Source organism: Providencia sp. PROV223, assembly GCF_028479245.1.
Lineage (GTDB): Bacteria > Pseudomonadota > Gammaproteobacteria > Enterobacterales > Enterobacteriaceae > Providencia > Providencia rettgeri.
The window spans coordinates 16,146-39,970 of record NZ_JAMPNG010000027.1 but is presented as its reverse complement, the minus strand read 5'-3'; the positions used below and the strand labels follow the sequence as shown (position 1 = coordinate 39,970).

The 23,825-nt window shown below is 40.4% G+C and carries 41 protein-coding genes; 31 read left to right on the top strand and 10 right to left on the bottom strand.

Annotated elements, in window-relative coordinates; translation table 11 throughout:
- Nucleotides 1–90: 90 nt before the first annotated feature.
- The 3 genes from PR767_RS20085 to csrA form a co-directional block, all read right to left on the bottom strand.
- Entirely contained in the window at nt 91–1,218 is a 1,128-nt protein-coding gene (locus tag PR767_RS20085) for a site-specific integrase (protein WP_117162355.1), read from the bottom strand.
- The gene (locus PR767_RS20080) at nt 1,199–1,441 is read right to left on the bottom strand and encodes an excisionase (RefSeq protein ID WP_181937041.1); all 243 of its coding nucleotides are present in this window, start codon (nt 1,439–1,441) and stop codon (nt 1,199–1,201) included. Before PR767_RS20080 ends, PR767_RS20085 begins: the two co-directional genes overlap by 20 nt.
- A gap of 280 nt (nt 1,442–1,721) precedes the next feature.
- Nucleotides 1,722–1,901, bottom strand: coding sequence for a carbon storage regulator CsrA (gene csrA, locus PR767_RS20075; protein WP_004911707.1), 180 nt, complete (start codon nt 1,899–1,901; stop codon nt 1,722–1,724).
- A gap of 107 nt (nt 1,902–2,008) precedes the next feature.
- On the opposite strand from csrA, the gene PR767_RS20070 reads away from it, so the two are divergent.
- Nucleotides 2,009–2,236: a hypothetical protein gene (locus tag PR767_RS20070; RefSeq protein WP_117162354.1), complete on the top strand. Its 228-nt coding sequence runs from the start codon at nt 2,009–2,011 to the stop codon at nt 2,234–2,236.
- Here PR767_RS20070 and PR767_RS20065 read toward each other — a convergent pair.
- The 3 genes from PR767_RS20065 to PR767_RS20055 form a co-directional block, all read right to left on the bottom strand.
- Entirely contained in the window at nt 2,202–2,483 is a 282-nt protein-coding gene (locus PR767_RS20065) for a hypothetical protein (RefSeq protein WP_117162353.1), read from the bottom strand. The two genes, PR767_RS20070 and PR767_RS20065, sit on opposite strands and share 35 nt — an antisense overlap.
- 27 nt (nt 2,484–2,510) lie before the next feature.
- Nucleotides 2,511–2,720, bottom strand: a complete 210-nt coding sequence (locus tag PR767_RS20060; RefSeq protein ID WP_117162352.1) for a hypothetical protein — start codon at nt 2,718–2,720, stop codon at nt 2,511–2,513.
- Nucleotides 2,721–2,819: 99 nt separating this feature from the next.
- The gene (locus PR767_RS20055; protein WP_272518523.1) at nt 2,820–3,476 is read right to left on the bottom strand and encodes a LexA family protein; all 657 of its coding nucleotides are present in this window, start codon (nt 3,474–3,476) and stop codon (nt 2,820–2,822) included.
- A gap of 89 nt (nt 3,477–3,565) precedes the next feature.
- Between PR767_RS20055 and PR767_RS20050 the strand changes: the two genes are divergently transcribed.
- The 9 genes from PR767_RS20050 (at nt 3,566) to PR767_RS20010 (ending at nt 8,631) form a co-directional block, all read left to right on the top strand.
- Nucleotides 3,566–3,754: a Cro/CI family transcriptional regulator gene (locus PR767_RS20050; protein WP_109913337.1), complete on the top strand. Its 189-nt coding sequence runs from the start codon at nt 3,566–3,568 to the stop codon at nt 3,752–3,754.
- A gap of 55 nt (nt 3,755–3,809) precedes the next feature.
- Nucleotides 3,810–4,265, top strand: a complete 456-nt coding sequence (locus tag PR767_RS20045; RefSeq protein WP_109913327.1) for a YmfL family putative regulatory protein — start codon at nt 3,810–3,812, stop codon at nt 4,263–4,265.
- Between the two features lie 225 nt (nt 4,266–4,490).
- Nucleotides 4,491–5,618 (top strand): replication protein 15, encoded by a 1,128-nt coding sequence (locus PR767_RS20040; protein ID WP_272520861.1) that lies wholly within the window; start codon nt 4,491–4,493, stop codon nt 5,616–5,618.
- Nucleotides 5,615–5,863: a hypothetical protein gene (locus PR767_RS20035; RefSeq protein ID WP_272520860.1), complete on the top strand. Its 249-nt coding sequence runs from the start codon at nt 5,615–5,617 to the stop codon at nt 5,861–5,863. Before PR767_RS20040 ends, PR767_RS20035 begins: the two co-directional genes overlap by 4 nt.
- Nucleotides 5,863–6,396 carry a phage N-6-adenine-methyltransferase gene (locus tag PR767_RS20030; protein ID WP_164565490.1) on the top strand — a complete coding sequence of 178 codons (534 nt, stop codon included), beginning with the start codon at nt 5,863–5,865 and terminating at the stop codon, nt 6,394–6,396. The genes PR767_RS20035 and PR767_RS20030 overlap by 1 nt, the downstream gene beginning before the upstream one ends.
- Nucleotides 6,393–6,773, top strand: coding sequence for a hypothetical protein (locus tag PR767_RS20025; RefSeq protein ID WP_267750821.1), 381 nt, complete (start codon nt 6,393–6,395; stop codon nt 6,771–6,773). The genes PR767_RS20030 and PR767_RS20025 overlap by 4 nt, the downstream gene beginning before the upstream one ends.
- A 141-nt stretch (nt 6,774–6,914) precedes the next feature.
- Nucleotides 6,915–7,301 carry a RusA family crossover junction endodeoxyribonuclease gene (locus tag PR767_RS20020; protein ID WP_267750822.1) on the top strand — a complete coding sequence of 129 codons (387 nt, stop codon included), beginning with the start codon at nt 6,915–6,917 and terminating at the stop codon, nt 7,299–7,301.
- The gene (locus PR767_RS20015) at nt 7,298–7,837 is read left to right on the top strand and encodes a DUF968 domain-containing protein (protein ID WP_267750823.1); all 540 of its coding nucleotides are present in this window, start codon (nt 7,298–7,300) and stop codon (nt 7,835–7,837) included. The genes PR767_RS20020 and PR767_RS20015 overlap by 4 nt, the downstream gene beginning before the upstream one ends.
- A gap of 14 nt (nt 7,838–7,851) precedes the next feature.
- Nucleotides 7,852–8,631 carry an antitermination protein Q gene (locus tag PR767_RS20010; protein ID WP_267750824.1) on the top strand — a complete coding sequence of 260 codons (780 nt, stop codon included), beginning with the start codon at nt 7,852–7,854 and terminating at the stop codon, nt 8,629–8,631.
- A 4-nt stretch (nt 8,632–8,635) separates the two neighbouring features.
- Here the strand turns inward: PR767_RS20010 and PR767_RS20005 are convergent, their stop codons facing one another.
- Both PR767_RS20005 and hdeA read right to left on the bottom strand, forming a co-directional pair.
- The gene (locus PR767_RS20005) at nt 8,636–9,064 is read right to left on the bottom strand and encodes a GNAT family N-acetyltransferase (RefSeq protein ID WP_267750825.1); all 429 of its coding nucleotides are present in this window, start codon (nt 9,062–9,064) and stop codon (nt 8,636–8,638) included.
- A 282-nt stretch (nt 9,065–9,346) separates the two neighbouring features.
- A complete protein-coding gene (hdeA, locus tag PR767_RS20000) occupies nt 9,347–9,649 on the bottom strand; it encodes an acid-activated periplasmic chaperone HdeA (protein WP_006662224.1) in 303 nt (100 codons plus the stop codon).
- Between the two features lie 243 nt (nt 9,650–9,892).
- Here hdeA and PR767_RS19995 point away from each other — a divergent pair, with 243 nt between their 5' ends.
- Nucleotides 9,893–10,306: a hypothetical protein gene (locus PR767_RS19995; RefSeq protein ID WP_267750826.1), complete on the top strand. Its 414-nt coding sequence runs from the start codon at nt 9,893–9,895 to the stop codon at nt 10,304–10,306.
- A 669-nt stretch (nt 10,307–10,975) separates the two neighbouring features.
- Nucleotides 10,976–11,167, top strand: a complete 192-nt coding sequence (locus tag PR767_RS19990) for a hypothetical protein (RefSeq protein ID WP_117162340.1) — start codon at nt 10,976–10,978, stop codon at nt 11,165–11,167.
- On the opposite strand, the gene PR767_RS19985 is transcribed toward PR767_RS19990, so the two are convergent.
- Nucleotides 11,144–11,365 carry a hypothetical protein gene (locus PR767_RS19985; RefSeq protein ID WP_109913314.1) on the bottom strand — a complete coding sequence of 74 codons (222 nt, stop codon included), beginning with the start codon at nt 11,363–11,365 and terminating at the stop codon, nt 11,144–11,146. The two genes, PR767_RS19990 and PR767_RS19985, sit on opposite strands and share 24 nt — an antisense overlap.
- A 164-nt stretch (nt 11,366–11,529) precedes the next feature.
- Between PR767_RS19985 and PR767_RS19980 the strand changes: the two genes are divergently transcribed.
- From PR767_RS19980 to lysC, 4 genes are read left to right on the top strand one after another with little or no spacing between them, the layout of a single operon-like run.
- Complete coding sequence (locus tag PR767_RS19980) at nt 11,530–11,730, top strand: phage holin family protein (protein ID WP_109913315.1); 201 nt, start codon at nt 11,530–11,532, stop codon at nt 11,728–11,730.
- A complete protein-coding gene (locus PR767_RS19975) occupies nt 11,711–12,280 on the top strand; it encodes a lysozyme (RefSeq protein ID WP_272520859.1) in 570 nt (189 codons plus the stop codon). Before PR767_RS19980 ends, PR767_RS19975 begins: the two co-directional genes overlap by 20 nt.
- 58 nt (nt 12,281–12,338) lie before the next feature.
- Complete coding sequence (locus PR767_RS19970) at nt 12,339–12,719, top strand: hypothetical protein (protein ID WP_117162338.1); 381 nt, start codon at nt 12,339–12,341, stop codon at nt 12,717–12,719.
- Nucleotides 12,604–12,861, top strand: coding sequence for an Rz1-like lysis system protein LysC (gene lysC, locus PR767_RS21310; protein ID WP_419179627.1), 258 nt, complete (start codon nt 12,604–12,606; stop codon nt 12,859–12,861). The genes PR767_RS19970 and lysC overlap by 116 nt, the downstream gene beginning before the upstream one ends.
- A gap of 1,251 nt (nt 12,862–14,112) precedes the next feature.
- On the opposite strand, the gene PR767_RS19965 is transcribed toward lysC, so the two are convergent.
- A complete protein-coding gene (locus tag PR767_RS19965) occupies nt 14,113–14,346 on the bottom strand; it encodes a DUF1161 domain-containing protein (RefSeq protein ID WP_109913318.1) in 234 nt (77 codons plus the stop codon).
- A 130-nt stretch (nt 14,347–14,476) separates the two neighbouring features.
- On the opposite strand from PR767_RS19965, the gene PR767_RS19960 reads away from it, so the two are divergent.
- From PR767_RS19960 to PR767_RS19890, 15 genes are all read left to right on the top strand, one after another.
- Entirely contained in the window at nt 14,477–14,962 is a 486-nt protein-coding gene (locus tag PR767_RS19960) for a hypothetical protein (RefSeq protein ID WP_272520858.1), read from the top strand.
- On the top strand, nt 14,959–15,258 hold the full coding sequence (locus PR767_RS19955) for a hypothetical protein (RefSeq protein WP_147318175.1): 300 nt from the start codon (nt 14,959–14,961) through the stop codon (nt 15,256–15,258). The genes PR767_RS19960 and PR767_RS19955 overlap by 4 nt, the downstream gene beginning before the upstream one ends.
- Nucleotides 15,200–15,547: an HNH endonuclease gene (locus PR767_RS19950; RefSeq protein ID WP_117162335.1), complete on the top strand. Its 348-nt coding sequence runs from the start codon at nt 15,200–15,202 to the stop codon at nt 15,545–15,547. The genes PR767_RS19955 and PR767_RS19950 overlap by 59 nt, the downstream gene beginning before the upstream one ends.
- 170 nt (nt 15,548–15,717) lie before the next feature.
- Nucleotides 15,718–16,176, top strand: a complete 459-nt coding sequence (locus PR767_RS19945) for a phage terminase small subunit P27 family (protein WP_117162334.1) — start codon at nt 15,718–15,720, stop codon at nt 16,174–16,176.
- Between the two features lie 2 nt (nt 16,177–16,178).
- Nucleotides 16,179–17,909 (top strand): terminase large subunit, encoded by a 1,731-nt coding sequence (locus PR767_RS19940; protein WP_117162333.1) that lies wholly within the window; start codon nt 16,179–16,181, stop codon nt 17,907–17,909.
- Nucleotides 17,909–19,231, top strand: a complete 1,323-nt coding sequence (locus tag PR767_RS19935; protein ID WP_117162332.1) for a phage portal protein — start codon at nt 17,909–17,911, stop codon at nt 19,229–19,231. Before PR767_RS19940 ends, PR767_RS19935 begins: the two co-directional genes overlap by 1 nt.
- A 5-nt stretch (nt 19,232–19,236) precedes the next feature.
- On the top strand, nt 19,237–20,088 hold the full coding sequence (locus PR767_RS19930) for a head maturation protease, ClpP-related (protein ID WP_272520857.1): 852 nt from the start codon (nt 19,237–19,239) through the stop codon (nt 20,086–20,088).
- Nucleotides 20,089–20,102: 14 nt separating this feature from the next.
- Nucleotides 20,103–21,317 (top strand): phage major capsid protein, encoded by a 1,215-nt coding sequence (locus PR767_RS19925; protein ID WP_206277746.1) that lies wholly within the window; start codon nt 20,103–20,105, stop codon nt 21,315–21,317.
- A 46-nt stretch (nt 21,318–21,363) separates the two neighbouring features.
- Nucleotides 21,364–21,558 (top strand): DUF7210 family protein, encoded by a 195-nt coding sequence (locus PR767_RS19920; RefSeq protein WP_272520856.1) that lies wholly within the window; start codon nt 21,364–21,366, stop codon nt 21,556–21,558.
- Entirely contained in the window at nt 21,558–21,878 is a 321-nt protein-coding gene (locus tag PR767_RS19915; RefSeq protein WP_117162328.1) for a head-tail connector protein, read from the top strand. The genes PR767_RS19920 and PR767_RS19915 overlap by 1 nt, the downstream gene beginning before the upstream one ends.
- Nucleotides 21,875–22,210: a phage head closure protein gene (locus tag PR767_RS19910; protein ID WP_117162327.1), complete on the top strand. Its 336-nt coding sequence runs from the start codon at nt 21,875–21,877 to the stop codon at nt 22,208–22,210. Before PR767_RS19915 ends, PR767_RS19910 begins: the two co-directional genes overlap by 4 nt.
- Nucleotides 22,197–22,586 (top strand): hypothetical protein, encoded by a 390-nt coding sequence (locus tag PR767_RS19905; RefSeq protein WP_117162326.1) that lies wholly within the window; start codon nt 22,197–22,199, stop codon nt 22,584–22,586. Before PR767_RS19910 ends, PR767_RS19905 begins: the two co-directional genes overlap by 14 nt.
- Complete coding sequence (locus PR767_RS19900) at nt 22,583–22,996, top strand: HK97-gp10 family putative phage morphogenesis protein (protein ID WP_272520855.1); 414 nt, start codon at nt 22,583–22,585, stop codon at nt 22,994–22,996. Before PR767_RS19905 ends, PR767_RS19900 begins: the two co-directional genes overlap by 4 nt.
- A 23-nt stretch (nt 22,997–23,019) precedes the next feature.
- Nucleotides 23,020–23,481, top strand: coding sequence for a phage tail protein (locus PR767_RS19895; protein ID WP_117162324.1), 462 nt, complete (start codon nt 23,020–23,022; stop codon nt 23,479–23,481).
- The gene (locus PR767_RS19890; protein WP_272520854.1) at nt 23,481–23,825 is read left to right on the top strand and encodes a phage tail protein; all 345 of its coding nucleotides are present in this window, start codon (nt 23,481–23,483) and stop codon (nt 23,823–23,825) included. Before PR767_RS19895 ends, PR767_RS19890 begins: the two co-directional genes overlap by 1 nt.

Sequence of the window (23,825 nt, the reverse complement as noted above, 5' to 3'; positions counted from 1 at the left end):
TTAATAGTTCCCGTTTTTTATTGTCACATTTGAAATGGTTATCAAAAAGTTATCAAAACGAATTATCAAAACCTATCCCAATATAGACTATCAAATAACTACTTTTACCCAATCTTTACCCCGGTCATCATTATATTTATCGGTCATTTTTTGCGATTTATGACCCAGTAAATCTTTAGTGTTAATTCCTTGTTCTCGATAGAGTCTTTCTGATAAAGATCGTTGTTCATGAAATGAAGCTGGTGTTCCTTCACCCCAATCAATATCAGTTTTATTTCGTGCCTTCTTGAAATTTGTTGTTATTGTATTTGCAGTGACTTGGTCACCTCGATTTGCTTGAGAAGTTGTACGGAAATAATGGATTAGATATGGGCTGAGAACACGGTCTCTACATCTAGAAATAACATCCCTCAGCGACATGTTTAATGCATCAGAGCTTAATGCTAGTGGAATAGCCAGTTTACTTCCTGTTTTTTCTTGCGTTACATGCAAATGGTCATCCCAAATATCACTAAATTTCATTGCTGAAATATCGCCAAGTCGCTGCCCGGTAATTACTGCTAATAACATCGCATTGCCTAAATACTTATGTTGCTTGTCTGCTACTTCAAATATTTTTTGCCACTCCTCTAAATTAAGGCGCTGGCGGGTAATTCGTCTTTTTGGTTGTTTAGTTGCGAGTGCAGGGTTATATCCTGGTGGGACTTCACCAGCATGCTGCGCCTCTTTGAACACATCGATTAATACAGATCGAATAACCTGAGCCATGCGATGTTGGCCATTAGATTTATATTCATCAAGTATTGATGCGATATCTCTCGCATCAACTGCAGGTAAAGGCTTCATTGCGAGAGAGTGGCGCATTAGGTCCACAGGTTTTCTTTTTTGCTTATATGTATTTTGTTTTATATCACCGTCAGTAAGGCGTTCCTCTTGTATTACCCAGTAGCGATCCAGCCAAGTATTTACGGTGATCTCTTTACCTTTAATTCTTGCTACTCTATCGCTGATCGCCATGACTTGACGGCTACGTTGTTCAGCTAACCGGTTATTAGCTTCAATCGCAATTTCACGAGCTTCAGCCTCATTGTCACCGAGGGCATGATATTTTCCAGTTATAGGGTGACGATAACGCCAATAAATCTTGTTAGCTTTTCTGCTAAATAGTGGGTAGAGATTAGGGATGTTGACGTTATTTTTACGTGGTCGGGCAGCCATCGTTTAAAATCCTTTGTAATTTTGGGTTATCATTCTTATTGATAACTGGTGATGTTAAATTACCGACTAAGTCGGCATCTTCTCTCACACGCCAAATACCACCTTCTTTTTGTGCTGGTGGATAGAACAAGCCATTCCTAGCATAGCGTTGTAATGTCCCCAGGCGAGGAGGGCGACTTCTATAACGTTCGCTCGCCCATTCCTCCAAAGTTAGCATTTGCATAATTACCTCCACATTCTGCCGCATACAGACTTTTAATTTTTGACTATACTTATTAAGTAACACGCGATACTTGCTATTATTTGCCGGCATATTATATGTCGGTTTTTTTTGCTAATTTCTTGTTTATTTATATCTTTGGACTAAGCTTAAGTAATTCTACAGTTACTTATATTCCTATAGAATGAGCTGATCCCTGTGTGTTAATTATTTACCGCTGAATTTATTGGCGGTATTTTTTTATTTATTGATTTGGTTTTAATTTAAATACAATAAATAACTATCACTCAGACTTATTATTATCAGCAAAAATTAGTTTATAAATTTCTTCACGATGGACACTAATATCTTTTGGGGCATCAATACCAATCCGCACTTGGTTACCCTTTACTCCTAAAATTGTAACTTTAATATCATCACCAATAACCACAACTTCGGTTGGTTTTCGAGTAAGAATAAGCATTCCCATACTAAGCACTCCACACAGTTAATAAGGTTGCCTGAACTAACTTATCCACATCAGGCGGCTGTGGTATTCTTGGAAGCCCTACACAACCAAGAGAATTTTTTATGTCAGACAATCTAAAAATGACTAAAGAACAATTTGCACTACATGTATTCGATAAAACTGTCGATTTATTTGGTTCTTTAAATAATAGCGTTGAAATTGATTTCGCCAATGAAGAACACAAACGGGACGAATTTGATAAAACATACCGCTTTCTAGCTGGTCGATTACGTGACCGATTAGAAGAGCAGGGTATCACTTTAAAAGAATTATACATTCCAGAGCTTTAAGTACCGCTAGCTTATAGTTAGCTGCTGGGCCTATACCTTTTAGTTGAAATTGTTTTTCCATTTCATCAAGTAAGTGCCCAGCAATCCCTAGTAAACCAACGTTTAGGTCATGCGTTTTATTTTCTGTTTTTGCTGTTAAGTTTGCGTGCATATTAGTGATTTTTTGTGCTGGGGCTTTTATTCTATCTCTGGTGTTATCGTCATTCATTAAATCAATAATTTTCTGGCACTTAGATTCATTACACATACCCATCACCTCGCACATTAAACCTAGTTAAGCACTAATAATGACTTGGCAACGTTCAGACTGATCGAAAATATCTTCATCGAGCTTTTCTAATTGGCGCTGCAGCTCGACTTGCTTAGCTTTAAGTGCCGCCAGCTTTTGAAGTTCAGCGGCTTTTTCCATAATCCATGCTGCAGCATCTTCTTGCGACATAGCAACGCTAAAAGTGACGATTGGTTCATTTGAATTGGTTTGCATTGAGTGCCTCCTAAGTTGTCTTAGATATAAGCTAATTCAACTTAGGATTTATGTCAATATAAAATCTAATAAAACTTAGATTTAAATTAAGAAGGGAGGCTATAGCTCGTATTGAACACCACGAACGAGACCGACTATTTCACAGTTACCATTGATTGGAATGTTGTCATATCGGGGGTTTAGTGGCATTAAAAATTTATTGGGGCCATCAACAACATAACGTTTCACGGTAACTTCATCAGAGCCTTGTAATCTAGCGACAACAAATTTACCACTAACAACTTCAGCTTCAGGATCAACAATAACTGTTGAGCCTTCTGGGATTGACGGTAAGCCATAAGGATTTGTCATGGAGTCGCCAATGACGCGCAATGCGAATGATAGAGGCGATACTTTAAGGGTGGTCTCTATGAACTCTAAATCATCATCGTAAATTTGATTTGGCGCATAGTCAGTGAAGTTGCCAGCTTGGACATAAGATAAAATCGGCACCTTTTGTGCGCTCGTGATTATGTTAGATGTTTGCTTAGATGGAATACCATACAATATATATGCTTCAGTTGTATTGAAATACCTAGCTAATTTCAATAGAGCATCACTCCGTGGTGCATTTAGGTCTCTCTCCCAATACCCGACAGTAACATCAGATACGCCACAGTACCGACCAAGTTCTTTTTGGGTGGTTTTAGTGATATCCCTCAAGGCCTTTATTCTGCTTCCGATGGTGTTTTCAGTTTTACTCATTCCTAAGTCCATTTCATATAAACCTAAGTTATCTTAGTTTTTATTGACCAAATATAAATTAACAATTAATATCTAACTTAACTTAGAAATCAGGAGGTGTTATGACCACAGAGCAGATCGAAAAATACTTCGGAACCACTAATAAAATTGCTGAGTTTTTTCGGATAAGCCCCGAAGCTTTTTACCAGTGGAAAAAACGGCCCAATCAATTAATTCCGAAAAATCGTGCCATTGAGGCTGATTACAGAACGAAAGGTGAATTGAGGTTTGACCCTGCACTTTATCAATAAAGTACCAAATCCAACTAACTGAGTTAACTACCAACAAAACAACGGAATTGTAGATATGTGCAAACAAACATTAAAAGAAGTCGTGAAAGAGATGTGTAAGGCGTACCCCGGTGGACGTTCAGCGATGGCAGGTGCATTGGGTATGACAGAAACCACGTTCAATAACAACTTGTACGAGAAAAACGGCTGTCGTTTTTTTGAGCGTGAAGAGCTTGAGGCAATGGAGGATTTATCTAACACATCATTTCTTGCTGGATATTACGCAAACAGAAGAAATTTATTGCTGGTGGAAAAGATAAGCCCAGAGGATTTAGACGAACCCGAATTATTCAAATTACAAACTCGTGCATCAACAACTCGCGGTGAGTTAGTTGTATTCATTGGTAAAGCATTGGAAGACGGTGTTGTTGATAGGCATGAAGAAAAGCAAATTATGACCATGTTGGATAGGGCAATCGCAAGCACTAGAGGGGCTATCAATGCGCTCATTAAATTACATAAGAAAGGTTGACGCCCCAGATATGCGGTCCGAGGCGTCGGGTGCTAATAACAACTTGTGTGGAGTAACTAGCATGAGCAGTGTAACGAATTTACGGTACAGAACGCAAGTAAGAGTTTCTATACGTAATGGCCGTTTTGTCTATGAACTAAAAGTACCAGAAGGACGGCAGGAGACCAACTACAAGTTTGTTGAGTGGTTGGTAGATGATTTTAATGCAACTAATCGGGTGAAGGCATGACAAATACATTTGACATCGTTCAAGCCATGTCAGGGCATAAAAACGTAATTGTTATACCTGTGCCTTACCTTGAGTTTTTTAAGGGTGATCAGCAGGCTCACGCCTTGGCTGCAATACTGAATCAATTGGTATTTTGGTCGGGTGTTGCATCAAGTGCGAGCGATGGCTGGTTTTATAAGAGCCATGAAGATCTTACTGATGAAATTAAAGGTTTATCAAGCGAAGAACAGTCTCGTCGGCTGGTTGATAAATTACGTAAAAAATACTTCCCCGGCATTATTGAAACGAAAACTAAAAAGGTTAATGGAACCCCAGTTACGCATTACAGATTAGATGGTGATGCGCTTATCTCAATGATTTTTCCTGCTATTTCTGAAACGTCGAAAGTGAGGAATGGAAACGTCGAAAATGCGGAATCCAATCGTCGAAAATCCGGAATGGAAACCGCAGAAATGCAGAATCATGGAAACGTCGAAAATGAGGATTCCTATCTTTATACAGATCTTAACTCAGATAATAACTTACAGATCAATAAATCCCTTTCGTCGCAGAATTCTAACGAATCCAGCGACACGGCTGAACGTGATATTTCTAATAAAAATTTAAATTCAGCGGTATCGAGTGCGAATGGTCAGCTATGGGGAACGCTGGAAGATTTAGAATCAGCCAAGTGGATGTTTAAGCGAATTCAAGTTATCAACCCAACTCAGAAAGCCCCTAAGTGGTTTGATTGGGCAAATGATATTCGCTTGATGCGTGAAATTGATGGTCGTACCCATGAGCAAATTTGTGCGCTGTTTGACTGGGCTAGCCGTGATTCGTTTTGGCATAAAAATATTTTAAGCACAAAAAGCCTCCGCAAGCACTTTGACACGCTGACCGTTAAGAGCAAAGAAAATCCACATAAAAAATCACAAGTATCAGCCCACAACCCTGAGTGTGATAAGGCCTTTAAGCGTTTCTTAGGCCAATCTCTTCCAATTGAAAATCCAACAGAACTTGAATACTTAGTGAGGCGTGATGCAAGCAATGCAGGCGTTAAGCGTATGCAGCCAGAGTGGGCGCAGAAAAAATGGGTAAGTATCTGGAATGAACATGAGCAGCGTTTAGGAGGAGCAGCATGATGTGTAGTGAAACTAAAACAATCTATGGCGTTGACGTGCTAGGCATGATTGCCATGTTCAAACAGCTACGTAAATGGCGCTCTATTCGCAAGCTTCGTAACAGATGGAATCAATCCCGTTGTGATTTAGTGACTTGCAGGAAGTTTCGCCACTTAAACCATCATGCTGACCATTTTCAAGTTCAGCAGCGTTATAAGCATATGCGCGAGTATGTTAAATCCCACCAGCAGCGAGGCGTTATCTAATGGCTGTTTATTCAAGTAATACTGCTCCAGAAGATAAAGATTGCTGGCAAACACCTCAGTGGTTATTTGAAGCTTTAACGCTTGAGTTTGGTTTTTGGTTAGATGCTGCTGCAAGTGAGCAAAATGCTTTGTGCTCATATTTCTTAACTATAGAACAGAATGCATTACAAAGTGATTGGGTAAGTCGTGGCGCCATATGGTGTAACCCGCCTTACAGTAAGATAAAACCGTGGATCGCTAAAGCTGCGGAACAATGCACAAAGCAAAACCAACCAATAGTGATGTTATTGCCAGCGGATAAATCAACATCTTGGTACTCATTGGCGCTAAAAAGCGTTGATGAAGTTCGAACTATTATCGATGGCCGTATTAATTTTGTTGATCCCAATACGGGAAAAGAGAAAAAGGGCAATAGTAAAGGCTCAATTCTTCTTATCTGGCGTCCATTTGTAGAGCCAAAAGCAATTGGTACGCATGTCTCAAAAAATCGCTTAATGGAGTTAGGCAAAGCAATCTTAGGGGAGGCGGTATGACTCCTTTGTATTTAAGAATCGCGAGCGAATTCAAAGCGGGTAATGAAATAACAACCAAGAAAATCAGAAGCATATATGCATCATCTAACAGTCATACAAAAATCACGATAGATTTTTTGCTCAGAGCTAAAGCGATAAAGAAAACAGAAAGAAAAGAGGGAGCTTTTAGTATTTATGTGATTCAGCAAGATGCTTATGAGAAAACAGTCGAACTAGACAATAAAAGCAAGAGATATAGAGCAAAAACAAATCGGCATGTGAAGTGTGATGTTAAAGAGTTGATGAAAACGCATAACCCATTGATATTAAAATTCAATGCGTTGCTGGGGCGGGGGTTAGATAGTGAAAAACAAAATGCCAGAAATCAATCAATGTAAATGTGGTAGCGAAGATCTGCACATTCAAACTCTCGAATATCGCACATGGTTTTATGTTTACTGTCATAGCTGTGGGGCGAAAGGCCCAGCAGTAAATGATAAATCATCGGCAATAACAATTTGGAATGAAGTGGTATCAAAATGAACAATTCAATTTATTTAGTGTTGCCATTTCCACCAAGTGTTAATGCATGCTGGCGAACAGTCAACGGCAAGATGCTTATTAGTGAGAAAGGTCGTCGGTTTCGAGCAAGTGCTATAGCGGCTGTTTATGATCAACTCCGCAAAAGACCGAAAGCTATTACGGAGCACGTGTCAGTCATCGTGAAGATGTACCCACCAACCAACCATAGGAGAGATATTGATAACTATTTGAAAGCACCATTTGATGCATTAACACATGCAAATATTTGGAAAGACGATGACCAAGTAAAGCATGCTGATATTACTTGGTGTGAAGTAGTAAAGGGTGGTCGATTTGAAATTGAGATAAAGCCCCTTAATGCAACGGTGGAGAAAATATCATGAGCCACAAATGGATATTAACCCCCATCATTATTCCTGAAGTTAATGCTGTGATGTTTAGACCAGGAGCAAGCCTAAATTTGTTTAACAGCAGAATGCTGATCACGACATTACCTGATGAATTAAAGCATCAACCATCGGGCCTTATTTCTCTTTCTGAGCAATACCTCAGCGAATTGCCGAATGGTGAACGGGTATCAGAACCTGTATTAAATTTAACCATCGACCCCGAGCCACCAGCAAGCCTAATGCTAAAGCCAAAATTTAAACGCTGGACAAGCGACGAATATCTTAAGTGGGTTAAATCACAGCCGTGTTGTGTTTGTGGCTCCACAGCGGATGATGCTCACCATTTAATAGGTTACGGGCAAGGTGGAACAGGCACCAAAGCCCATGATTTGTTCACTATACCATTATGTCGCATTCACCACAGCGAGTTACATAAAGATCCAAATGGGTGGGAGCGGGAGCATGGAAGCCAAATCATTTTGTTATTTAAATTTCTAGATCGGTCTATCGGTCTGGGTGTTTTTGGTTGATAGAGGCGGATATCATGAAATTAGAAAATGTACTTAAAAACTTTCATCCTAAGTCACCGACATTCGGCAATGTAGCTGGCTGCACATCCCCAGACCGTTTAACAGGTACCGATATTATGGCGGCTGTAGGCATGACTGAATCACAAGCTGAATTCGGTATGGCGGCTTTTTTGGCGAAAAATGATATCAGCGAAGAGGATAAGTTCTCTACGGTAGAAGCCTTGACCCAATATGCTAAAAAAACCACACCTAGGCTGGTGGCTAAAGCTGCAGGTAAAAAGTTGGGTTATTGTCTAATTATTCTGGCCAGAATGGCATTTGAAGATTATGCCCGTTCAGCAGGTTCAGTTTTTCCCTGTTCAGCATGTAGCGGTAAGGGCCTTATTTATAAGCACAAAGACGTCATTAAACATCCTGGTATAGCAAGATTAGATGGTACTGTAGTTATTGAGCCGTGGATTGAAAACAAAAAGGTGGAAGAGTTATGTATACCATGTAATGGAAAAGGGCAAATAGCACACAGTTGTCGCTGTAAAGGGCGTGGTAAAGTATTAGATGAAGCACAAACTAAGCTGCAGGGCGTGCCTGTATTTAAAGATTGTCCTCGTTGTGCTGGTAAGGGGTTCAACCGTGTACCGTCGTCTGTGGCGTATAATGCAATAAAGCACTTAGTGCCCGATTTAACCCAATCATCATGGTCACGGAATTGGAAGCCATTCTATGAAAAGTTAGCTGGAAAATGCTTTATTGAAGAAAGCGAAGCAGAGCAGGCATTTAGCAAGTCCATAAAGTAAGCCGTTAATCAGCGACCCACTCCATAAGTAATTCTAACTGCTTTGTATGAGGATCTATTTCTTCACTTTTAATTGTAAAATGATGCTTTTTATAAAAACTTATAGCTTGCTTGTTCTCTTTATAGACAGCCAAATTTAATTTGTTGTTGTGCTTTTTAGCATCAGATAATAGCATGCTTCCAATACCGATATTTTGATGGCTAGGCGATACAAAGAGTGCATTAAGCAATTGGTCTGATAAACAATAAAAACCCAAGATAGTATTGTCTTCACTAAAGACACGGGTCATTGTTGATGGAATGTAAATATTTCGCATATCATCAATTTTGTCACACCAGAAGTCTTTACTAATAAAATCATGTGCCTTTATTGATGAATCAAGCCATATTTTTAAAACTTGTTCTATTTCAGAATGTTTGAGGTTTGAAATCATATTCAGTACTTTATTTTAGAGAAGTAAATTTTTTGCTACTGCATATACCACAATTGAGTTTCAGTTACAGCAATAACTTGCATTTTGCATAAAATTGGCTTATTATCTTCTAATAATGGACATTCTATACCTAGTCGCATTAAACCAATTCAAGACCTCGCAATCGCGGGGTTTTTTTATGTCTGAAACAAACATAAGACTTGCTGTTATGATTGGTCAGAGTTACATGTGTAGTTATGCATAATAAAAGAAAACCCCACCTAAGCAGATGGGGTCTTTAGATTACATTTTTTTCAAATGAGCTTCGACTTTTTGAATAAATGATTCTTTGGGAGCTTTTTCGCAAGCTTCAACGATTAACGGAGTGGATGTTTCGATACCACTAATATCTAAAGTAGGGTCTTCTACCTTACCTTTCTGGGTGATAATCTCAGCAGCACCAATTGCTGTTGGATAAAATGCATCATCGATTGCTAAAAAATCTTCGCACGTCCATTTAGATACAGGTTTTGCATCTGTTGCAGCGAAAGCTGATGCAGATATCAAAGACATTGCAATTGCAGTAGCAAACAGTGTTTTCTTCATTTAATTGCCTCACTTTGTTTGTTAAACATAAATACAACCAGCAAGTAAAATATAGATATTGATGGTAAAATTTCAAGTAGGTTTTGGGATATAATGCGGGTACTTGAAAAGAATAAATATCATCCCGATATAGGAGATACACCGTATTTCACTTAATCGTGGCGTCCCATACTAGGTAAATTAGGATTACGGTGTAGACCCGCCAGTAATGGCGGGTTTTCTATTTAAGAGACTGTTTTTGTTATGAGTAAAATATTTAATTTTATTATTGCGTTATTTTTACTAGGTGCTGGCTTTGTGCTAGGGCTAACTCTTTCCTATAAAGATGATGTGAGTGTTATTGAAAGAACAAAGCGCACTGTGCTTGGATATTTGAATAGCCCTAAATTAGAGTCTTTTAAAGACATGGAATACCACTTCAATAAAATATCTCATAATGGTGGAGAGGTTGGTTATGTTTGTGGCTATGTATCACGACACTATGACTTTGTCAGTGAAGTTGAATTTAAGCGCCTTGTGGTTAAAGTATATATAAAGCCTGATGGGGAAATTAATATATCAATACCAGCGATAGATGGCGTTGGGGAAGTTTTTGATAAATCGCAAATTGACAAACTGTGGAATAGTTATTGTATATCACCCACGCTCAGCAAGTAAAAAAAACCACCTACAGCAAGAGGTGGCGGTATACATACCATTGGGAAAAACCAGAAAAAAAGCTCTCTAAATGTTTGCAGATTAATTTATATCACTAACGTTACTTAAGGTAAATATACAAAAGCAACTCGATTTACACAATGGAAACTCTATTTATCGGCATCTATCTTGCGCATAGTGATTTTAAAGTAAGTAGGATTTTCATTGTGGAGAATGGCAAGGCTGATTGGTTAACTCGCATGGGGTATCTGTACTTATCAGGATAGAAGCGTACACGCCTTGGGGAACCTGAACACCATATACTCTTAGTGCATCCCTCCACAATACCTATAACTGTCTTATCGTTTCAATAATGTTTAATTGGGGAACTGAACTTACCGCCCTCAATTAGTCTAAAATCTTACACAAATATTAATGTGAGGTATTAAATGAGGCTATTGATAATCGTTTTTGCGGTAATGCTTTCTGCGTGCGTATCTTCTGAGCAAGATTTTAGCAAGGAAAGACCTAAAGATGACCCTTATGCTGATAGCACATTAAACAGTGTTAAGGATAGCCAGAGAGCAATAATAGACCAGAAGGCATATAACAGAAGGTATTAATTCAGTAGGTGAGAATCAATCAAGGGCTGCGCATTGCGTGGCCTTTTTCTATTTAAGAGAGGTAGTTATGAGTCGAAATATCAAAAAAGCACGAATTACCCGTATTTCTAAGGTAAAAGCGGATCGTAGTTTAGATGAACGAGTAACAGCATTAGAAAAACAGCTTGAAAGTGCCAATCAAGCTGTTAACTACATACAAGAAACCAACGCAGTGGCAATGAACGAACTAAGACTATTAGTCACATCTCGTGCTAGCTAAAAATTGCTGATAGGCTAATCTTCCAATTTCATCTATTGTTTTATTTTTTAAATCGTTAGAAACAGCATCAATACCAATCATTGCATTCATACCATTGACGTTTAAGCTTACATTTACCAAATATTTAACATTGGGAATTGGGTCTACTACATAAGCATGAGATAAATCATAAACGCCATTAACAATAAATTTAGACATAAAATCCTCACTCCGAAGTTAATCAGCCATCCCTTCGGTAAGTCACATAGGGCTGAACCTCTAACTTATCTCAAATACTGATTAAATTCATGAATCTAAATTTAGCTGCTATTACTGGTGGCTTTCTATTAACTAAACATCGGAACACTCCGCAGGGGGTGGATATGCGTATGCACGAAAAATACTCAAGCCCCTTTTCTTATGCATTAGGAGTAATAACCACTGCGGCAGGGGCGTTATCTTTAGACCAATGGGCGGTGCTCATCGGGATTATTTGTACTGTCGCTACCTTCTTGGTGAATTGGTACTACAAACGGAAAGAATTCAAATTAAGAGAGGCTAACAGTGGCAAAAATACCAAATAAAATAAAAATGGCCGCTGCAGCTGGTGGGCTGATGACCTTAACTGTTGCGATGATTGCAGAGTTTGAAGGGTATGAGTCCAAGCCTTACCGTGATGTAGTGGGAGTTCTTACCGTATGTTATGGGCACACGGGCCCCGACATTATCCCCACAAAAACCTACACAAAAGCCGAGTGTGATGCGCTGTTAGAAAAAGACTTGGCAATTGTCGCTAAGGCTGTGAACCCTTTAATTAAGGTTAATATCCCTGATTACACAAGGGCTGCACTGTACTCATTCACATATAACGTCGGAACAGGGGCATTCTCACGTTCTACGCTACTTAAAAAACTCAATGCTGGTGACCAAGCTGGCGCATGTAATGAACTTAAACGCTGGATATATGCTGGGGGCGTCAAATGGAAAGGGTTAATGACAAGACGAGAAGTAGAAAAAGCCGTATGCCTTGGCGAGTTCGCTTATGCATATCCGCTTTCATTATCGGATTCCCTATCTACTTGGCAACTGGCGTATATGTACTCAGAGATGATACCTGCGGTATTGACAAGGTAAGTTTAGAAAAACGATGTCAAAAAGCCCTAGATCACTACCGAGGTAAGCAGGTGAATTTATGAAAATAGATAATTCATTCTGGTTATTTTTAGCGCTATTTGCTGTGAGCTGGTGGGCTGTAACGCTTTATGACAGCAATATTTTGGTAAAAAAAGATATTGAGCGATTAGAAAATGAAGCGGCTACAAGTCAATTCATATTATCCACCGTTTTAGAACTTTCGGTAACGTTTAATGAAATCTCACGAAATAACCTTAGGGAACGTGACGCGGCGGCAGTGGCTTCTAAAACGGTTAAAACCATTATCAAAACCGTTATTGTGGATGATAAGTGTGCTGCTATTGATGCTCCTCGTAATGCTACTGTCGAGTTGCACAACCACGCGAATAGAATACGTTCAAACGCCATCAGTGTCCATTCCAGCTCATCTACTCAATGATTGTTTACCTGAATACATCCCTGAGACATTTCCTTGGGGTGACTCTCTATTGATAAATGAGTCGCTACTAACAGTTATCGAGCAATGTAATTTAGATAAAAAAGCCATTAGAGAGATTGAAGCGGCTAGGCATAGTAAATAACAAGGTGGTAATTATGTTTAATAACTTACCTGGATCAGGAGCATTCCTTTTACTTGGTTTCGTATGCACAGCGCTTGGATGGGGAGTAATTGAAGGTCTGATTTATCTCTATAAGTGGATATTTTAGACAATAAAACAACATGAGTTATTGAGGTCAAATAATAAGAGTAATAAAAAGTAGCATTGCACCATATGCTGAGGCAAGAAAAAGAACGACACCAATTAGCGTTCTAAATGCTGCTCCCGATGGGGATGCTTCTTTTATATCTTTGAAGCAATAGTATGTGCACATGATTAACATAAATTCAATTACAATCCCTGTCATGTGATATTCATTCATAATTAGCACTCTTTACTTGGTTAATTGCAACTAGTTGTACATAAGTTAAATATTAATAGCTATCAACTAGTTATTGGTGGTTTTATTATGTAGGAAAGCAGCACGGAAAATTGAAGGGAAAAGGGTAAAAAAAATAGCCCATACCACCGCCTAGTGGAATATGGGCTAACTATATACACTGCCTAGTAGGTTTATTGTTATATATGTCTATTTTTAAGATTAATACATTGACTGATGAATAAGTGTAAAAAATCTTAACTAAATATGTCAGCCTAGCAATTGCGGGGTTTTTTAATGGAGAAATAAGATGGCAACACAAGACTTCGATAAACCATCTCAATTCCGTGAAGAGTTGGATAAAAGCATTCCGAAAGAATAAAAAAAAGCCCCTCGTTGGCGCGGGGCGAAATATTCGATTAATAGAACCAATTTTTTGTTTATGAATACCCAAATGTCAAATGGGTGTGCGAATGGTACCAACATAGGTTAAATAATCTATGTATAAATTGTTACGAAATACGGAAAAGAATATTGAAAAACGCGTATGCAAATAAAAAAAAGCCCCTCTATAGAAGGGCATATCTAATGGAAATGCATCTTTATCATTATTGTTGTAGGACCAGTCATCCTTAACCAGCGGCAGGATATTATCACTACTTATTGCTTAATCCAAATCGGAGTATTTATTGATGAGCAAAATCGTATTAATACCAGAACAAATCAAGTCTCTTCATGAGTTAGCGCGGGAGGAAGGGTAACTGTCTTACACTATTGAAGTGGGCAAAGCCTTTGATGGTGATAATGTTGTTTATGAAGGTCTAGTGGCTTATTCAGATTCAATCGAACACGGCGTTCTACAACTCGAATAAAAAGTGAGAGGGCTTTAAATAAAGCCCTCTGCATAGCAGCAATTATTTTTTTGTATAAATAATTTGCTGTGTTTCATTTGAACAGTTACCAACAACAGTACCTTGCTGTGATGCAGCTTCTTCATTGGAAACGACAGTAATGGTAAAACCCTCTTCAGGCACACCATTATTAATAATCTTTTGTGTAATCTCTTCAACAACACTGTCGCATGAAGCATTTGCAATCACTGGAGCAACGAACGCTACGAGTGCGGCAACAATTATTTTTCTTTGCATTTTGATACCCTTAATTGATTTGAAAAAAGTAAGTAAAGAAATTTATTGTGAAGCGATGTGAGTATACTTAAATAAAATATCCATAGCCATCAGCTAATCACTGGTGGCTTTTTCATTTATGGAGACAGACATGTCAGATAAAAAAGAAATAGCCACCCTATTTATAAAGATATCAGTTGATAGCACTGACTTAGATAAGCTGGAAGCACAATTAAAACGTATTGAAGGGCTGATGATTAGCACGGGACTGAAGCAGCCAGCAAGTGTTGGATTTAGCGCTGATAAGTTCTTTATTACAAATGGTCAGGTATTTATTGATAGCTTTTATATAACACCGACACCCATTCCGAGCTTAAAGATAAAAGGCATAGCAATAGATAGTGCTATGCGACAGGCAGCAAAGGAAGGCGCTGAAGGCGGATTTTTAACGGCTACAACTAAAACAGAAACAGACGAACAGCGTAGAATCAAAGGGTTGGAAACTAAATTTAGCCTATTGCAGTCATCTATGACATCAATACAACAGACCATAGCTGATTCAGATAGAGCATTTGCAGCTTCCCTAGAGCGAGTTCATGCCGATATTCAATCAGCTAAGTCTGGATGGCAATTATGAGCAACTCACAGCCAAGACAATCGGTTTGCAACAGTGAATCTAAGGGATTCAATGAGGTGCTCAAACTCATTGCTCTTCATTTAATAAAGACGGCTATCACAATGTTTGGTGATAAAGAGTTACCACCTGAAGTGGAAAAGCAAAGAGCAACTATTGATTCTGATATCAAAGAGCAGCAGATGATAGTTGATAGATTGCTGAATACCGCACCACAACAAGCGACCGTAGGAGTTACCGATGCCGCCACGTATCCCTCGTGCTTGCCGAAAGCGCGGATGTACCAAGACAACCACTGACCGTAGTGGCTATTGCCAAGACCATATAAGCACAGGATGGGAGAGCCACCAGTCCGGCAAGAGCCGACATGAGCGAGGTTACGGTTCTAAGTGGGATAAGATACGGCCTCGAATCCTTCAGCGTGATAAATATCTTTGCCAAAACTGCTTACCCCGGGCTGTAGAAGCCAAGACTGTCGACCACATCATACCTAAAGCACATGGTGGTACTGATGAGGATGGTAACTTGCAATCACTATGCTGGCCTTGCCATAAAAGGAAGACAGCAACAGAGAGATTGCGCAAGTAGCTGTTATATATGAATATTTATATGAATGATAATAATTATCATCTATGGGGAGGGGCGGGTAAAATCTCTACCCCTCTCGCCCTCTAGGACTGCCGCTTCAGGTAAATTTTTACGGACGTGAATTAAGGATTATTTTTTTCGAAACTTTTTAACATTTTTTAGGAGGCTAAATGGCAACTGGTATCCGTGCCTCGGGTGGCGGTCGACGCAAAAATTTACCTGCTAAAAACGGAAAAAGCAGTATTACTCGAATCGCCCCACCCGATGAATTGATGGGTGATGCGGCAATAAAATTGTGGAAAACACAAAGTAAGATTTTAATTGATCGCGGCACGTTCGAACTTGAAGATGCCCCATTACTTGTTGCTTATTGTAACGCTTTTCAACTAATGCTTACGGCTGAACAGGTTATTTTAAAGCACGCCAAAATGGACTTGGAAAGTGGTGGTATTACTGAAATGAGCGGATCTGGTGGGCTTAAAAAGCACCCAGCTGTTGCTGTTCGAAATGACAGCGTTTCGCAAATAGCACGATTGGGATCATTGCTCGGCCTAGACCCGTTGAGTCGAATGAGAAGCACTGGCGCAAAAGAGAAAGATGATGATGGAAACGAATTCGATGAGTTTTAATTATGGCTACTTATCCGAGCGTCAACGCGGCAAATCAATATGCTAGAGATATTGTTAGCGGAAAAATTCCATCATGTATCTATGTCAAACAGTCATGTCAACGGCATTTAGGCGACCTCCAGAAAGCGAAAGATAAAAACTGGCCATATCGATTTGATAAAGATAAGGCTGAGAGGTTTTGTCGTTTTGCTCAGCTTATGCCGCACACAAAAGGTGATTGGGCAAAGCGAAAGCTACGGATCACACTGGAGCCATGGCAGCTATTTATTTTCTGTGTGGTTTTTGGTTGGGTAAAAAAGAAGTGTGGCAATCGTCGATTTACAGAAATGTATGTCGAAGTACCCCGTAAAAATGGTAAATCACTCATTGCGGCTGCGGTCGGTAATTATATGTTTTGTGCTGATGGTGAGTACGGCGCTGAGGTGTATTGCGGTGCAACCACCGAAAAACAAGCATGGAAAGTCTTTGAACCTGCTTTAGCGATGGTCAAAAAGCTTCCATCATTAAGAAAACGCTTTCAAATCAAGCCATGGGCAGAAAAAATGACTCGCCCAGATGGTTCTGTATTTGCGCCCTTAATTGGTGATCCTGGTGATGGTGATAACCCAACGTGCGCGATTATCGACGAGTATCACGAGCATTCAACGGATGCGCTGTATACGACAATGACAACGGGGATGGGAGCGCGTGAGCAACCGCTTACACTCATTATCACGACAGCAGGTTTTGATATTCAAAGCCCTTGTTATGATAAACGCAGCCAAGTAACTGAAATTCTTGAGGGGATTCGTACTGGTGGGGCTAACGATCAAATCTTTGGCATCATCTACACGATAGATAAAGAGGATGACTGGAAAGCACCTGAAGCAGTCATTAAATCGAATCCTAACTGTGGCGTCTCTGTCAAATATGACTACCTGTTAGCAAAGCAAGAGCTAGGGATAACAACCCCCAGGCAGACCAATCAAATCAAAACGAAGCATTTCAATATTTGGGTAACCGCTAAATCAGCGTTCTATAACATGGACCACTGGCGAAAAGCGGAGGACAAGAGCCTAAAAATTGAAGATTTCTACGGCGAGGATGTTTATTTAGGGATCGACTTAGCGACAAAGCTAGATTTGAACTGTGTCGCACCAATCTTTAAGCGCGAAATTAACGGTAAAAAGCATTATTTTTCAGTGTCACCATTATTTTTTGCACCTGAAGATACTATTTATTCAACGGATACTGACAAATTACGAACAGCTGAACGCTATCAAAGCTTTGTCAATCAAGGTGCTCTCATTCCGAGCGATGGCGCAGAAGTTGATTATCGGCTCATTGAGGACTCAATTTTAAAATTGAGAGCGCATTTCAACATCGTTTCAAGTCCTATCGACCCCTCGGGTGCTATTGCGCTTTCGCATCGATTGCAGGATGAAGGGCTGGAGCCTATTTCGATTACGCAAAACTACACAAATATGAGTGATCCCATGAAAGAGATTGAAGCCGCACTTGCTGCAGGTCGATTCCATCATGATGGAAATCCTATCATGACATGGTGCTTTCAAAATGTGGTCGGTAAATATTTGCCGGGTAGTGATGATGTTGTTAGGCCAACCAAAGATGGCAATGAAAATAAAATTGATGGTGCGGTTTCGACAATGATGGCAGTCGGAAGAGCGATGCTGCATGAAGATAAGCCTGATTACTCAGGATTCATAAATAACCCAATCATAGTAGGTATCTGATGAAGCATAACAAGAAGCCGGGGCGCGTTAAGAGCGCGCTTCTTAATTGGTTGGGCGTCCCAATATCGCTAACCAATGGAGAATTTTGGCAAGAATGGAGTGGCGTGAGCACTAGCGGAAAGCTTGTGACTGCGGATAAAGCAATGCAGCTCTCAACCGTATGGGCCTGTGTGAGGCTACTAAGTGAATCTATTTCAACTTTACCTATAAAAATCTACCAAAGCAGAAGTGACGGTTCGCGTACTTTAGCTAAAGAGCATCCCGTTTATAGGTTGCTATGCAAGCAACCTAATATAGAGATGACGCCATCAAGATTCATGCTAATGGTAGTAGCTAGTTTATGTTTGCGCGGGAATAGCTTTATTGAAAAAAAATACATCGGCCCAAAGCTTGTTGCGTTGGTTCCGCTACTTCCTCAAAACATGGTCGTAAAGCGTGATGAAGCTAGTGGAATGCTTGAATATAAATACACAGACCCTTTCACCAAAGAAGAGAGAATAGTACCCATTAAAAATATGATGCATATCCGTGGTTTTGGTATGGATGGCATATGTGGAATGATCCCCATTCAAACTGGGCGAAATGTCATTGGTTCAGCTTTATCAGTTGAAGAATCAGCCGCTAAAATATTCGAAAATGGGCTGCAGAGCTCTGGTTTTATTTCTTCAGAACTTCCTTTGAATGACGAGCAGCGAGAGCGCATTAGAAGTTATTTATTAAGCTTTGTCGGTTCAAAGAATGCTGGAAAAATGATGGTGCTTGAGGGGGGGATGAAATACAACAATGTCACTATGAACCCTGAAGCAGCGCAAATGTTAGAAAGTAGGGCTTTTAGTATAGAGGAAATTTGCCGCTGGTTTCGTGTTCCTCCGTTTATGGTTGGCCATATGGATAAACAAAGCAGTTGGGCATCCAGTGTGGAAGGCATGAACATGCAGTTTTTAACGAACACATTGAGGCCATTACTTGTCAATATCGAGCAAGAAATCAGTCGTTGTTTATTGAGTGGTGATGATGATTATTATGCAGAGTTTTCTGTCGAGGGATTACTTCGAGCAGATAGCGCAGGTCGAGCGGCTTACTATACAACATCATTGCAAAATGGTTGGATGAGCCGTAATGATGTGAGGCGCCTTGAAAACCTTCCGCCTATTGATGGTGGTGATATTTACACTGTTCAACTCAACTTAACCCCGATTGACCAGTTAGGAAAAGATATTTCTGGCAGTGAGGCTGAAAAGCTTAAGGCTCAAATCACCAACTGGCTATTCCCAGAAGGTGACCCAACAACTCAACCCCAAAAACCTCATTCCGAGGAGTAAATTTAATGAAAAGAAACAATTTGCCAGTTGCGCTGGAGGATCGCCCCTGCGCATCGATTAGCTATGAACTCAAACCAAGAACACTTGATAAGTGGAATAGCAGCATCCGTGCCGCTAGCTCTGCCAACACGATTTCTGTTTTAGATGTTATTGGTGAGGATTATTGGGGGGAGGGAGTAACCGCTAAGCGTATTTCTGGTGCACTTCGCGCTATTGGGAACAATGATGTCGTCGTCAATATCAATAGCCCAGGTGGTGACATGTTTGAAGGGTTGGCTATCTATAACTTGCTTCGTGCTCACAGTGGCAAAGTCACCGTTAATATCTTGGGCATTGCCGCTTCAGCCGCATCCATTATTGCGATGGCAGGCGATGAAATTCATATGGGGCGCGGTGCGTTTTTGATGATCCACAACTGCTGGTCAATAGGGGTTGGTAACCGGCACGACTTTGCAAAATTAGCGGCAGACTTAGAGCCTTTTGATAAATCAATGGCCGATATCTATGTTGCTAGAAGTGGTCAGTCTGAAAGTGTTGTCAGCAAAATGATGGATGATGAAACCTATATCGCATCAAGTGATGCAATAGCAAAAGGTTTTGCTGACGGGTTGCTTGCGGCTGATGAAATTAATGATGGTGATGAAAGTCCCCAAGCCGCTATACGTAAGCTCGATGCAGCATTGGCTAAAGCGGAAATGCCGCGTTCCGAGCGACGAAAACTAATTAGTGCCTTAACGGGAAGTATGCCGGGCGCTACTTCCGATCCTAATGGTATGCCAAGCGCTACCAACGAAATAAACCCAAAAACCTTATCTGATTTGCAAGAGGCTGTAAGGGCCTTTGCAAAAACTAATTAATTATTGGAGACACTATGTCTGATACAAATGAATTATTGAAAACCTTGTCAGCAACAATCAAAGAAGCCAATGAAAAATTTACCGCTAAAGCGGAGGAGGCTTTAAAAGAAGCGAAAGCGGCTGGTAGCTTAAATGCTTCAACTAAAGACACTGTTGATAAAATGGCATCTGATTTAAACGCTTTAAAAGCTGCTGAGACAACTTTAAAGGCTGCATTAGGTGATCTGGAGCAACATGTCGCTCAGATGCCGCTTAATAATGCGTTACAAACAGTGAAAAGTGTCGGTCAGCAATTTGTTTCTGCTGAAGTATTAAAAGATATCAACTCCAGTATTCAGGGAAATAAACGGATTTCAGTGCCGGTTAATGCCGCATTAATTTCTACCGATGTTCCAGAAGGTATAGTTCCTCCTCAACGATTACCAGGAGTCGATGTCGCACCAAAGCAACGTTTGTTTATCCGTGAACTTATCGCGCCGGGCAAAACACAATCACCTGCAATTTTCTGGGTTCAGCAAACTGGATTTACTAACAATGCTGCTGTTGTGCCTGAAAATACAGCTAAACCCTACAGTGATATTAAATTCGAGCCAAAAATTACCGCAGTAACTACCATTGCACATTTGTTTAAAGCATCTAAGCAAATCTTAGATGACTTTTCACAGTTGCAGTCACTGGTTGACGCAGAAATGCGCTACGGGTTGAAGTTTGTGGAAGAGCAGGAAATCTTATTTGGTGATGGTTCTGGAGCCCACTTACACGGCATCATTCCACAGGCGTCTAAATTTAAAGCGGAGTTTGAGGTAGAGAAACAAAATGGTATTGATGATCTGCGACTTGCAATGTTGCAGGCTCAGTTAGCACGATTCCCAGCCTCTGGTCATGTGTTGCACTTTGTTGATTGGGCGAAAATTGAGTTAATGAAAGATACCTTAGGCCGTTATATTTTAGCGAATCCAGCGGCACTAACGGGACCTACTCTGTGGGGATTACCTGTTGTTGCCACTGAAACTGCCGCTTTCAAAGGTAAGTTTTTAACTGGGGCATTCAATGCAGGGGCTCAGTTATTTGACCGTGAGGAAACTAACGTTGTCATTTCTACTGAGAATACTGATGACTTCGAGAAAAACATGATTTCCATTCGTTGCGAGGAACGATTGGCATTAGCGGTAAAACGACCTGAAGCCTTTATTTATGGTGATTTTACGGCACCAAAAACAGGTGAATAATACATGAAAGCGGTCAATAGGCCGCTTTTTCTTTTTGGGGTGATCTATGAAACTAAAGATATTACGTGCAATTTATTTTGGTAATAAGGTAGTTGTAGAAGGTGAAGAAATAGAAACACTGGAGCAACATGGCCGTGAACTCGTTTTAAAAGGCTATGCAGTTGAAATTGAAGGTGAACAGAAGCTTGTAGAGCCAGAGCCAGAGCCAAAAAAAGAAACTAAAGGCAAAAAGGAGAAATAATGCTTTCTCTTGAACTTATCAAACAACAACTCAGATTAGAGATTGATTATGTTGAAGAAGATGATTTGTTAACACTTTATTCAGCAGCGGCGCTTCGTTTGATTGAAAGCCATACAAGGCGGACATTAGTTCAAGAGTCTGAGGCAGATATCGATCCTGAGTTGAATTTGGTTTTTAGTGGTGACGTACGCCTTGCGGCACTGCTGATCATTGGTCATTGGTATGCTAATCGAGAATCTGTTGTTGTTGGCGCGTCTGGCGCTCAACTTCCGCTGGGATTTGATGCTTTATTACAACCTTATGTGAGGTATGGGATATGACATCGATTCAAGCCGGCGAACTCAATAAACGTATTGCGTTATCACGCCCAGAAGAGGTCAGGAACGATTTTGGTGAACCTAAAACAGAGTTAGTAAAAGTCACTGACGTATGGGCCAAAGTGGAGGCGATGTCTAATCGCAAAATTCGCACTGCAGATCAGCAACAAGTTATCGAAACCTACCATTTCACCATTCGGCCTCGTAGCGATATCAATGAGGGATGGATAATTGCTTATCAAAAGCGCAACTTTACGGTGCGCGCTTTAGATAGAAACCAGCCAGACCGTTTAATTATTACAGCAGAGGTCGATAGTCGACATGATAGAAACTGATATCAAGGCAGACTTAGAGCGATTGACGGGATTGAATGCTTACCCTGTCGCGCTTCCTTCAAAAGTGCTTGAGGGCGTGACTTATCAGAAAATAAGCGACCCCAAAATGATAACTGGCCTAGCTAAAACATCTCTTGTTCAAGCGCGGTTTCAAATTACCTTTCAGATCCCTAATGACTATCCAAGAGCCTTAAAGCTTGAAAAAGTAGTGCTCAATGCTTGGGAAAACATCACCCATGGCCATATTGGTCGTTATCCCGTTCAAACAGTTCAGCGAGGTAATTTCATGCAAAACAGAGAAGAGCAAACGGATAAACGGGTTATTTGGCGTGTGATGCGTGATTTTATTATCACTTATCCAGAGGGGGCTGAATGAGGGTAACTGTTGAGATAAAAGGCCTCAAAGAATTGGAGTATGAGTTAAACCGTTTAGGGGAGGGCATAACAACAAAAGTACTTCGACAAGCTGGGCGTGAAGCAATGGCACCTGTGCTGGAGGATATGAAACAGCACGCAGGCTATGATGCGACTAGCGAATCAGAGCACATGCGCGACAGTATCAAGATCCGTACAACGAGCCGCATGAAAGACCAAAAAACACGCTCTGTAATGACTGTTCGTGTAGGGCCAAGTAAAGCTCACGAAATGAAAGCCAAAGCACAAGAGTTTGGCACCGTAAAACAAATCCCTAATCCCTTCATCCGTCCAGCATTGGACTATAACCGCCAATTTATTTTAAACACGCTAGCCGCTGAAATACGCGCCAGCATCGAAAATTATCGTTAATTCATTTAGTTGGAGTAAAAACTATGGCAGGAAAAACCTCTCCTGAATATGCAGTGCTTCCCGCAGGTACAGTTGTTAAATTTGGTAAGCCGGGTGACGCCGTTGAGCAAATGAAAGCGCTCGTAAACTGTAGAGCCATTGGTGCTACAGGTATTACAGGTAGCTTTGTCGATTGCACAACGTTAATCGACTTAAATAAACAGTCAGTTTCAGACTTGCCAGACGGCCCAGAAAAAACATTAGTGTTTATCGATGATCCTGAAAATGTCGATTTTGCTGCATTTTTGACGGCAGCTGACGCGCGCGAGACTGTTCAGTTTTATGCGCAATTCCCAAATAAACGTACAGCGACGATGATCTTGGCGTTAGCAGGCTGGGAAATGAATGATGTGAGTGCGCCAGCTAGCGAAGTTATGCAGATCTCTGTCAAAGGCAAACAAAACAACGTTAAGTGGGGCGTAGTTGCCGCAGGGGGAACAAAATAATGTCGTTAAAGTCATCACTATTAAAATCGAATCCTTATGTTGAGAGTCACACAATTCTTAACACGACCGTTTTCATTCGTCGACTAACAATTGCTGAAATCGATGAGTATGAGCGCGATCTACAACAATTCCGTGAAACAGGGCTTAACTCTGATGCGAGCAAAGCAGGCGCAAGGCTAATTTTAAAAGCGATTTGTGACGAGAAAGGAAAGCCACTTTCAGAAAAAGAGCTGCCAACGGATGATGAGTTAATCAAAGCGCATGATACCCCGACATTACTTGAAGCGCTGAAGTTTGTTCAGCAATTCAGTTATGGAACAGTGGAGGAAGCCCAAAAAAACTAA

What these genes read in the sequence shown, in the direction of transcription:
- PR767_RS20060 (WP_117162352.1), bottom strand. Translation starts at nt 2,720, where the DNA reads ATGCAAACCAATTCAAATGAACCAATCGTCACTTTTAGCGTTGCTATG.
- PR767_RS19980 (WP_109913315.1), top strand. Translation starts at nt 11,530, where the DNA reads ATGCGTATGCACGAAAAATACTCAAGCCCCTTTTCTTATGCATTAGGA.
- PR767_RS20025 (WP_267750821.1), top strand. Translation starts at nt 6,393, where the DNA reads ATGACTCCTTTGTATTTAAGAATCGCGAGCGAATTCAAAGCGGGTAAT.
- csrA (WP_004911707.1), bottom strand. Translation starts at nt 1,901, where the DNA reads ATGCTTATTCTTACTCGAAAACCAACCGAAGTTGTGGTTATTGGTGAT.
- PR767_RS19995 (WP_267750826.1), top strand. Translation starts at nt 9,893, where the DNA reads ATGAGTAAAATATTTAATTTTATTATTGCGTTATTTTTACTAGGTGCT.
- PR767_RS19915 (WP_117162328.1), top strand. Translation starts at nt 21,558, where the DNA reads ATGCTTTCTCTTGAACTTATCAAACAACAACTCAGATTAGAGATTGAT.
- PR767_RS19955 (WP_147318175.1), top strand. Translation starts at nt 14,959, where the DNA reads ATGAGCAACTCACAGCCAAGACAATCGGTTTGCAACAGTGAATCTAAG.
- PR767_RS20080 (WP_181937041.1), bottom strand. Translation starts at nt 1,441, where the DNA reads ATGCAAATGCTAACTTTGGAGGAATGGGCGAGCGAACGTTATAGAAGT.
- PR767_RS20070 (WP_117162354.1), top strand. Translation starts at nt 2,009, where the DNA reads ATGTCAGACAATCTAAAAATGACTAAAGAACAATTTGCACTACATGTA.
- PR767_RS20005 (WP_267750825.1), bottom strand. Translation starts at nt 9,064, where the DNA reads ATGATTTCAAACCTCAAACATTCTGAAATAGAACAAGTTTTAAAAATA.
- lysC (WP_419179627.1), top strand. Translation starts at nt 12,604, where the DNA reads ATGATAAGTGTGCTGCTATTGATGCTCCTCGTAATGCTACTGTCGAGT.
- PR767_RS20015 (WP_267750823.1), top strand. Translation starts at nt 7,298, where the DNA reads ATGAGCCACAAATGGATATTAACCCCCATCATTATTCCTGAAGTTAAT.
- PR767_RS19920 (WP_272520856.1), top strand. Translation starts at nt 21,364, where the DNA reads ATGAAACTAAAGATATTACGTGCAATTTATTTTGGTAATAAGGTAGTT.
- PR767_RS20045 (WP_109913327.1), top strand. Translation starts at nt 3,810, where the DNA reads ATGTGCAAACAAACATTAAAAGAAGTCGTGAAAGAGATGTGTAAGGCG.
- PR767_RS20030 (WP_164565490.1), top strand. Translation starts at nt 5,863, where the DNA reads ATGGCTGTTTATTCAAGTAATACTGCTCCAGAAGATAAAGATTGCTGG.
- PR767_RS20035 (WP_272520860.1), top strand. Translation starts at nt 5,615, where the DNA reads ATGATGTGTAGTGAAACTAAAACAATCTATGGCGTTGACGTGCTAGGC.
- PR767_RS19950 (WP_117162335.1), top strand. Translation starts at nt 15,200, where the DNA reads ATGCCGCCACGTATCCCTCGTGCTTGCCGAAAGCGCGGATGTACCAAG.
- hdeA (WP_006662224.1), bottom strand. Translation starts at nt 9,649, where the DNA reads ATGAAGAAAACACTGTTTGCTACTGCAATTGCAATGTCTTTGATATCT.
- PR767_RS19895 (WP_117162324.1), top strand. Translation starts at nt 23,020, where the DNA reads ATGGCAGGAAAAACCTCTCCTGAATATGCAGTGCTTCCCGCAGGTACA.
- PR767_RS19905 (WP_117162326.1), top strand. Translation starts at nt 22,197, where the DNA reads ATGATAGAAACTGATATCAAGGCAGACTTAGAGCGATTGACGGGATTG.
- PR767_RS19940 (WP_117162333.1), top strand. Translation starts at nt 16,179, where the DNA reads ATGGCTACTTATCCGAGCGTCAACGCGGCAAATCAATATGCTAGAGAT.
- PR767_RS20040 (WP_272520861.1), top strand. Translation starts at nt 4,491, where the DNA reads ATGACAAATACATTTGACATCGTTCAAGCCATGTCAGGGCATAAAAAC.
- PR767_RS19965 (WP_109913318.1), bottom strand. Translation starts at nt 14,346, where the DNA reads ATGCAAAGAAAAATAATTGTTGCCGCACTCGTAGCGTTCGTTGCTCCA.
- PR767_RS20085 (WP_117162355.1), bottom strand. Translation starts at nt 1,218, where the DNA reads ATGGCTGCCCGACCACGTAAAAATAACGTCAACATCCCTAATCTCTAC.
- PR767_RS19945 (WP_117162334.1), top strand. Translation starts at nt 15,718, where the DNA reads ATGGCAACTGGTATCCGTGCCTCGGGTGGCGGTCGACGCAAAAATTTA.
- PR767_RS20010 (WP_267750824.1), top strand. Translation starts at nt 7,852, where the DNA reads ATGAAATTAGAAAATGTACTTAAAAACTTTCATCCTAAGTCACCGACA.
- PR767_RS19990 (WP_117162340.1), top strand. Translation starts at nt 10,976, where the DNA reads ATGAGTCGAAATATCAAAAAAGCACGAATTACCCGTATTTCTAAGGTA.
- PR767_RS19900 (WP_272520855.1), top strand. Translation starts at nt 22,583, where the DNA reads ATGAGGGTAACTGTTGAGATAAAAGGCCTCAAAGAATTGGAGTATGAG.
- PR767_RS20065 (WP_117162353.1), bottom strand. Translation starts at nt 2,483, where the DNA reads ATGTGTAATGAATCTAAGTGCCAGAAAATTATTGATTTAATGAATGAC.
- PR767_RS20055 (WP_272518523.1), bottom strand. Translation starts at nt 3,476, where the DNA reads ATGGACTTAGGAATGAGTAAAACTGAAAACACCATCGGAAGCAGAATA.
- PR767_RS20020 (WP_267750822.1), top strand. Translation starts at nt 6,915, where the DNA reads ATGAACAATTCAATTTATTTAGTGTTGCCATTTCCACCAAGTGTTAAT.
- PR767_RS19970 (WP_117162338.1), top strand. Translation starts at nt 12,339, where the DNA reads ATGAAAATAGATAATTCATTCTGGTTATTTTTAGCGCTATTTGCTGTG.
- PR767_RS19930 (WP_272520857.1), top strand. Translation starts at nt 19,237, where the DNA reads ATGAAAAGAAACAATTTGCCAGTTGCGCTGGAGGATCGCCCCTGCGCA.
- PR767_RS19935 (WP_117162332.1), top strand. Translation starts at nt 17,909, where the DNA reads ATGAAGCATAACAAGAAGCCGGGGCGCGTTAAGAGCGCGCTTCTTAAT.
- PR767_RS19890 (WP_272520854.1), top strand. Translation starts at nt 23,481, where the DNA reads ATGTCGTTAAAGTCATCACTATTAAAATCGAATCCTTATGTTGAGAGT.
- PR767_RS20050 (WP_109913337.1), top strand. Translation starts at nt 3,566, where the DNA reads ATGACCACAGAGCAGATCGAAAAATACTTCGGAACCACTAATAAAATT.
- PR767_RS19910 (WP_117162327.1), top strand. Translation starts at nt 21,875, where the DNA reads ATGACATCGATTCAAGCCGGCGAACTCAATAAACGTATTGCGTTATCA.
- PR767_RS19985 (WP_109913314.1), bottom strand. Translation starts at nt 11,365, where the DNA reads ATGTCTAAATTTATTGTTAATGGCGTTTATGATTTATCTCATGCTTAT.
- PR767_RS19960 (WP_272520858.1), top strand. Translation starts at nt 14,477, where the DNA reads ATGTCAGATAAAAAAGAAATAGCCACCCTATTTATAAAGATATCAGTT.
- PR767_RS19925 (WP_206277746.1), top strand. Translation starts at nt 20,103, where the DNA reads ATGTCTGATACAAATGAATTATTGAAAACCTTGTCAGCAACAATCAAA.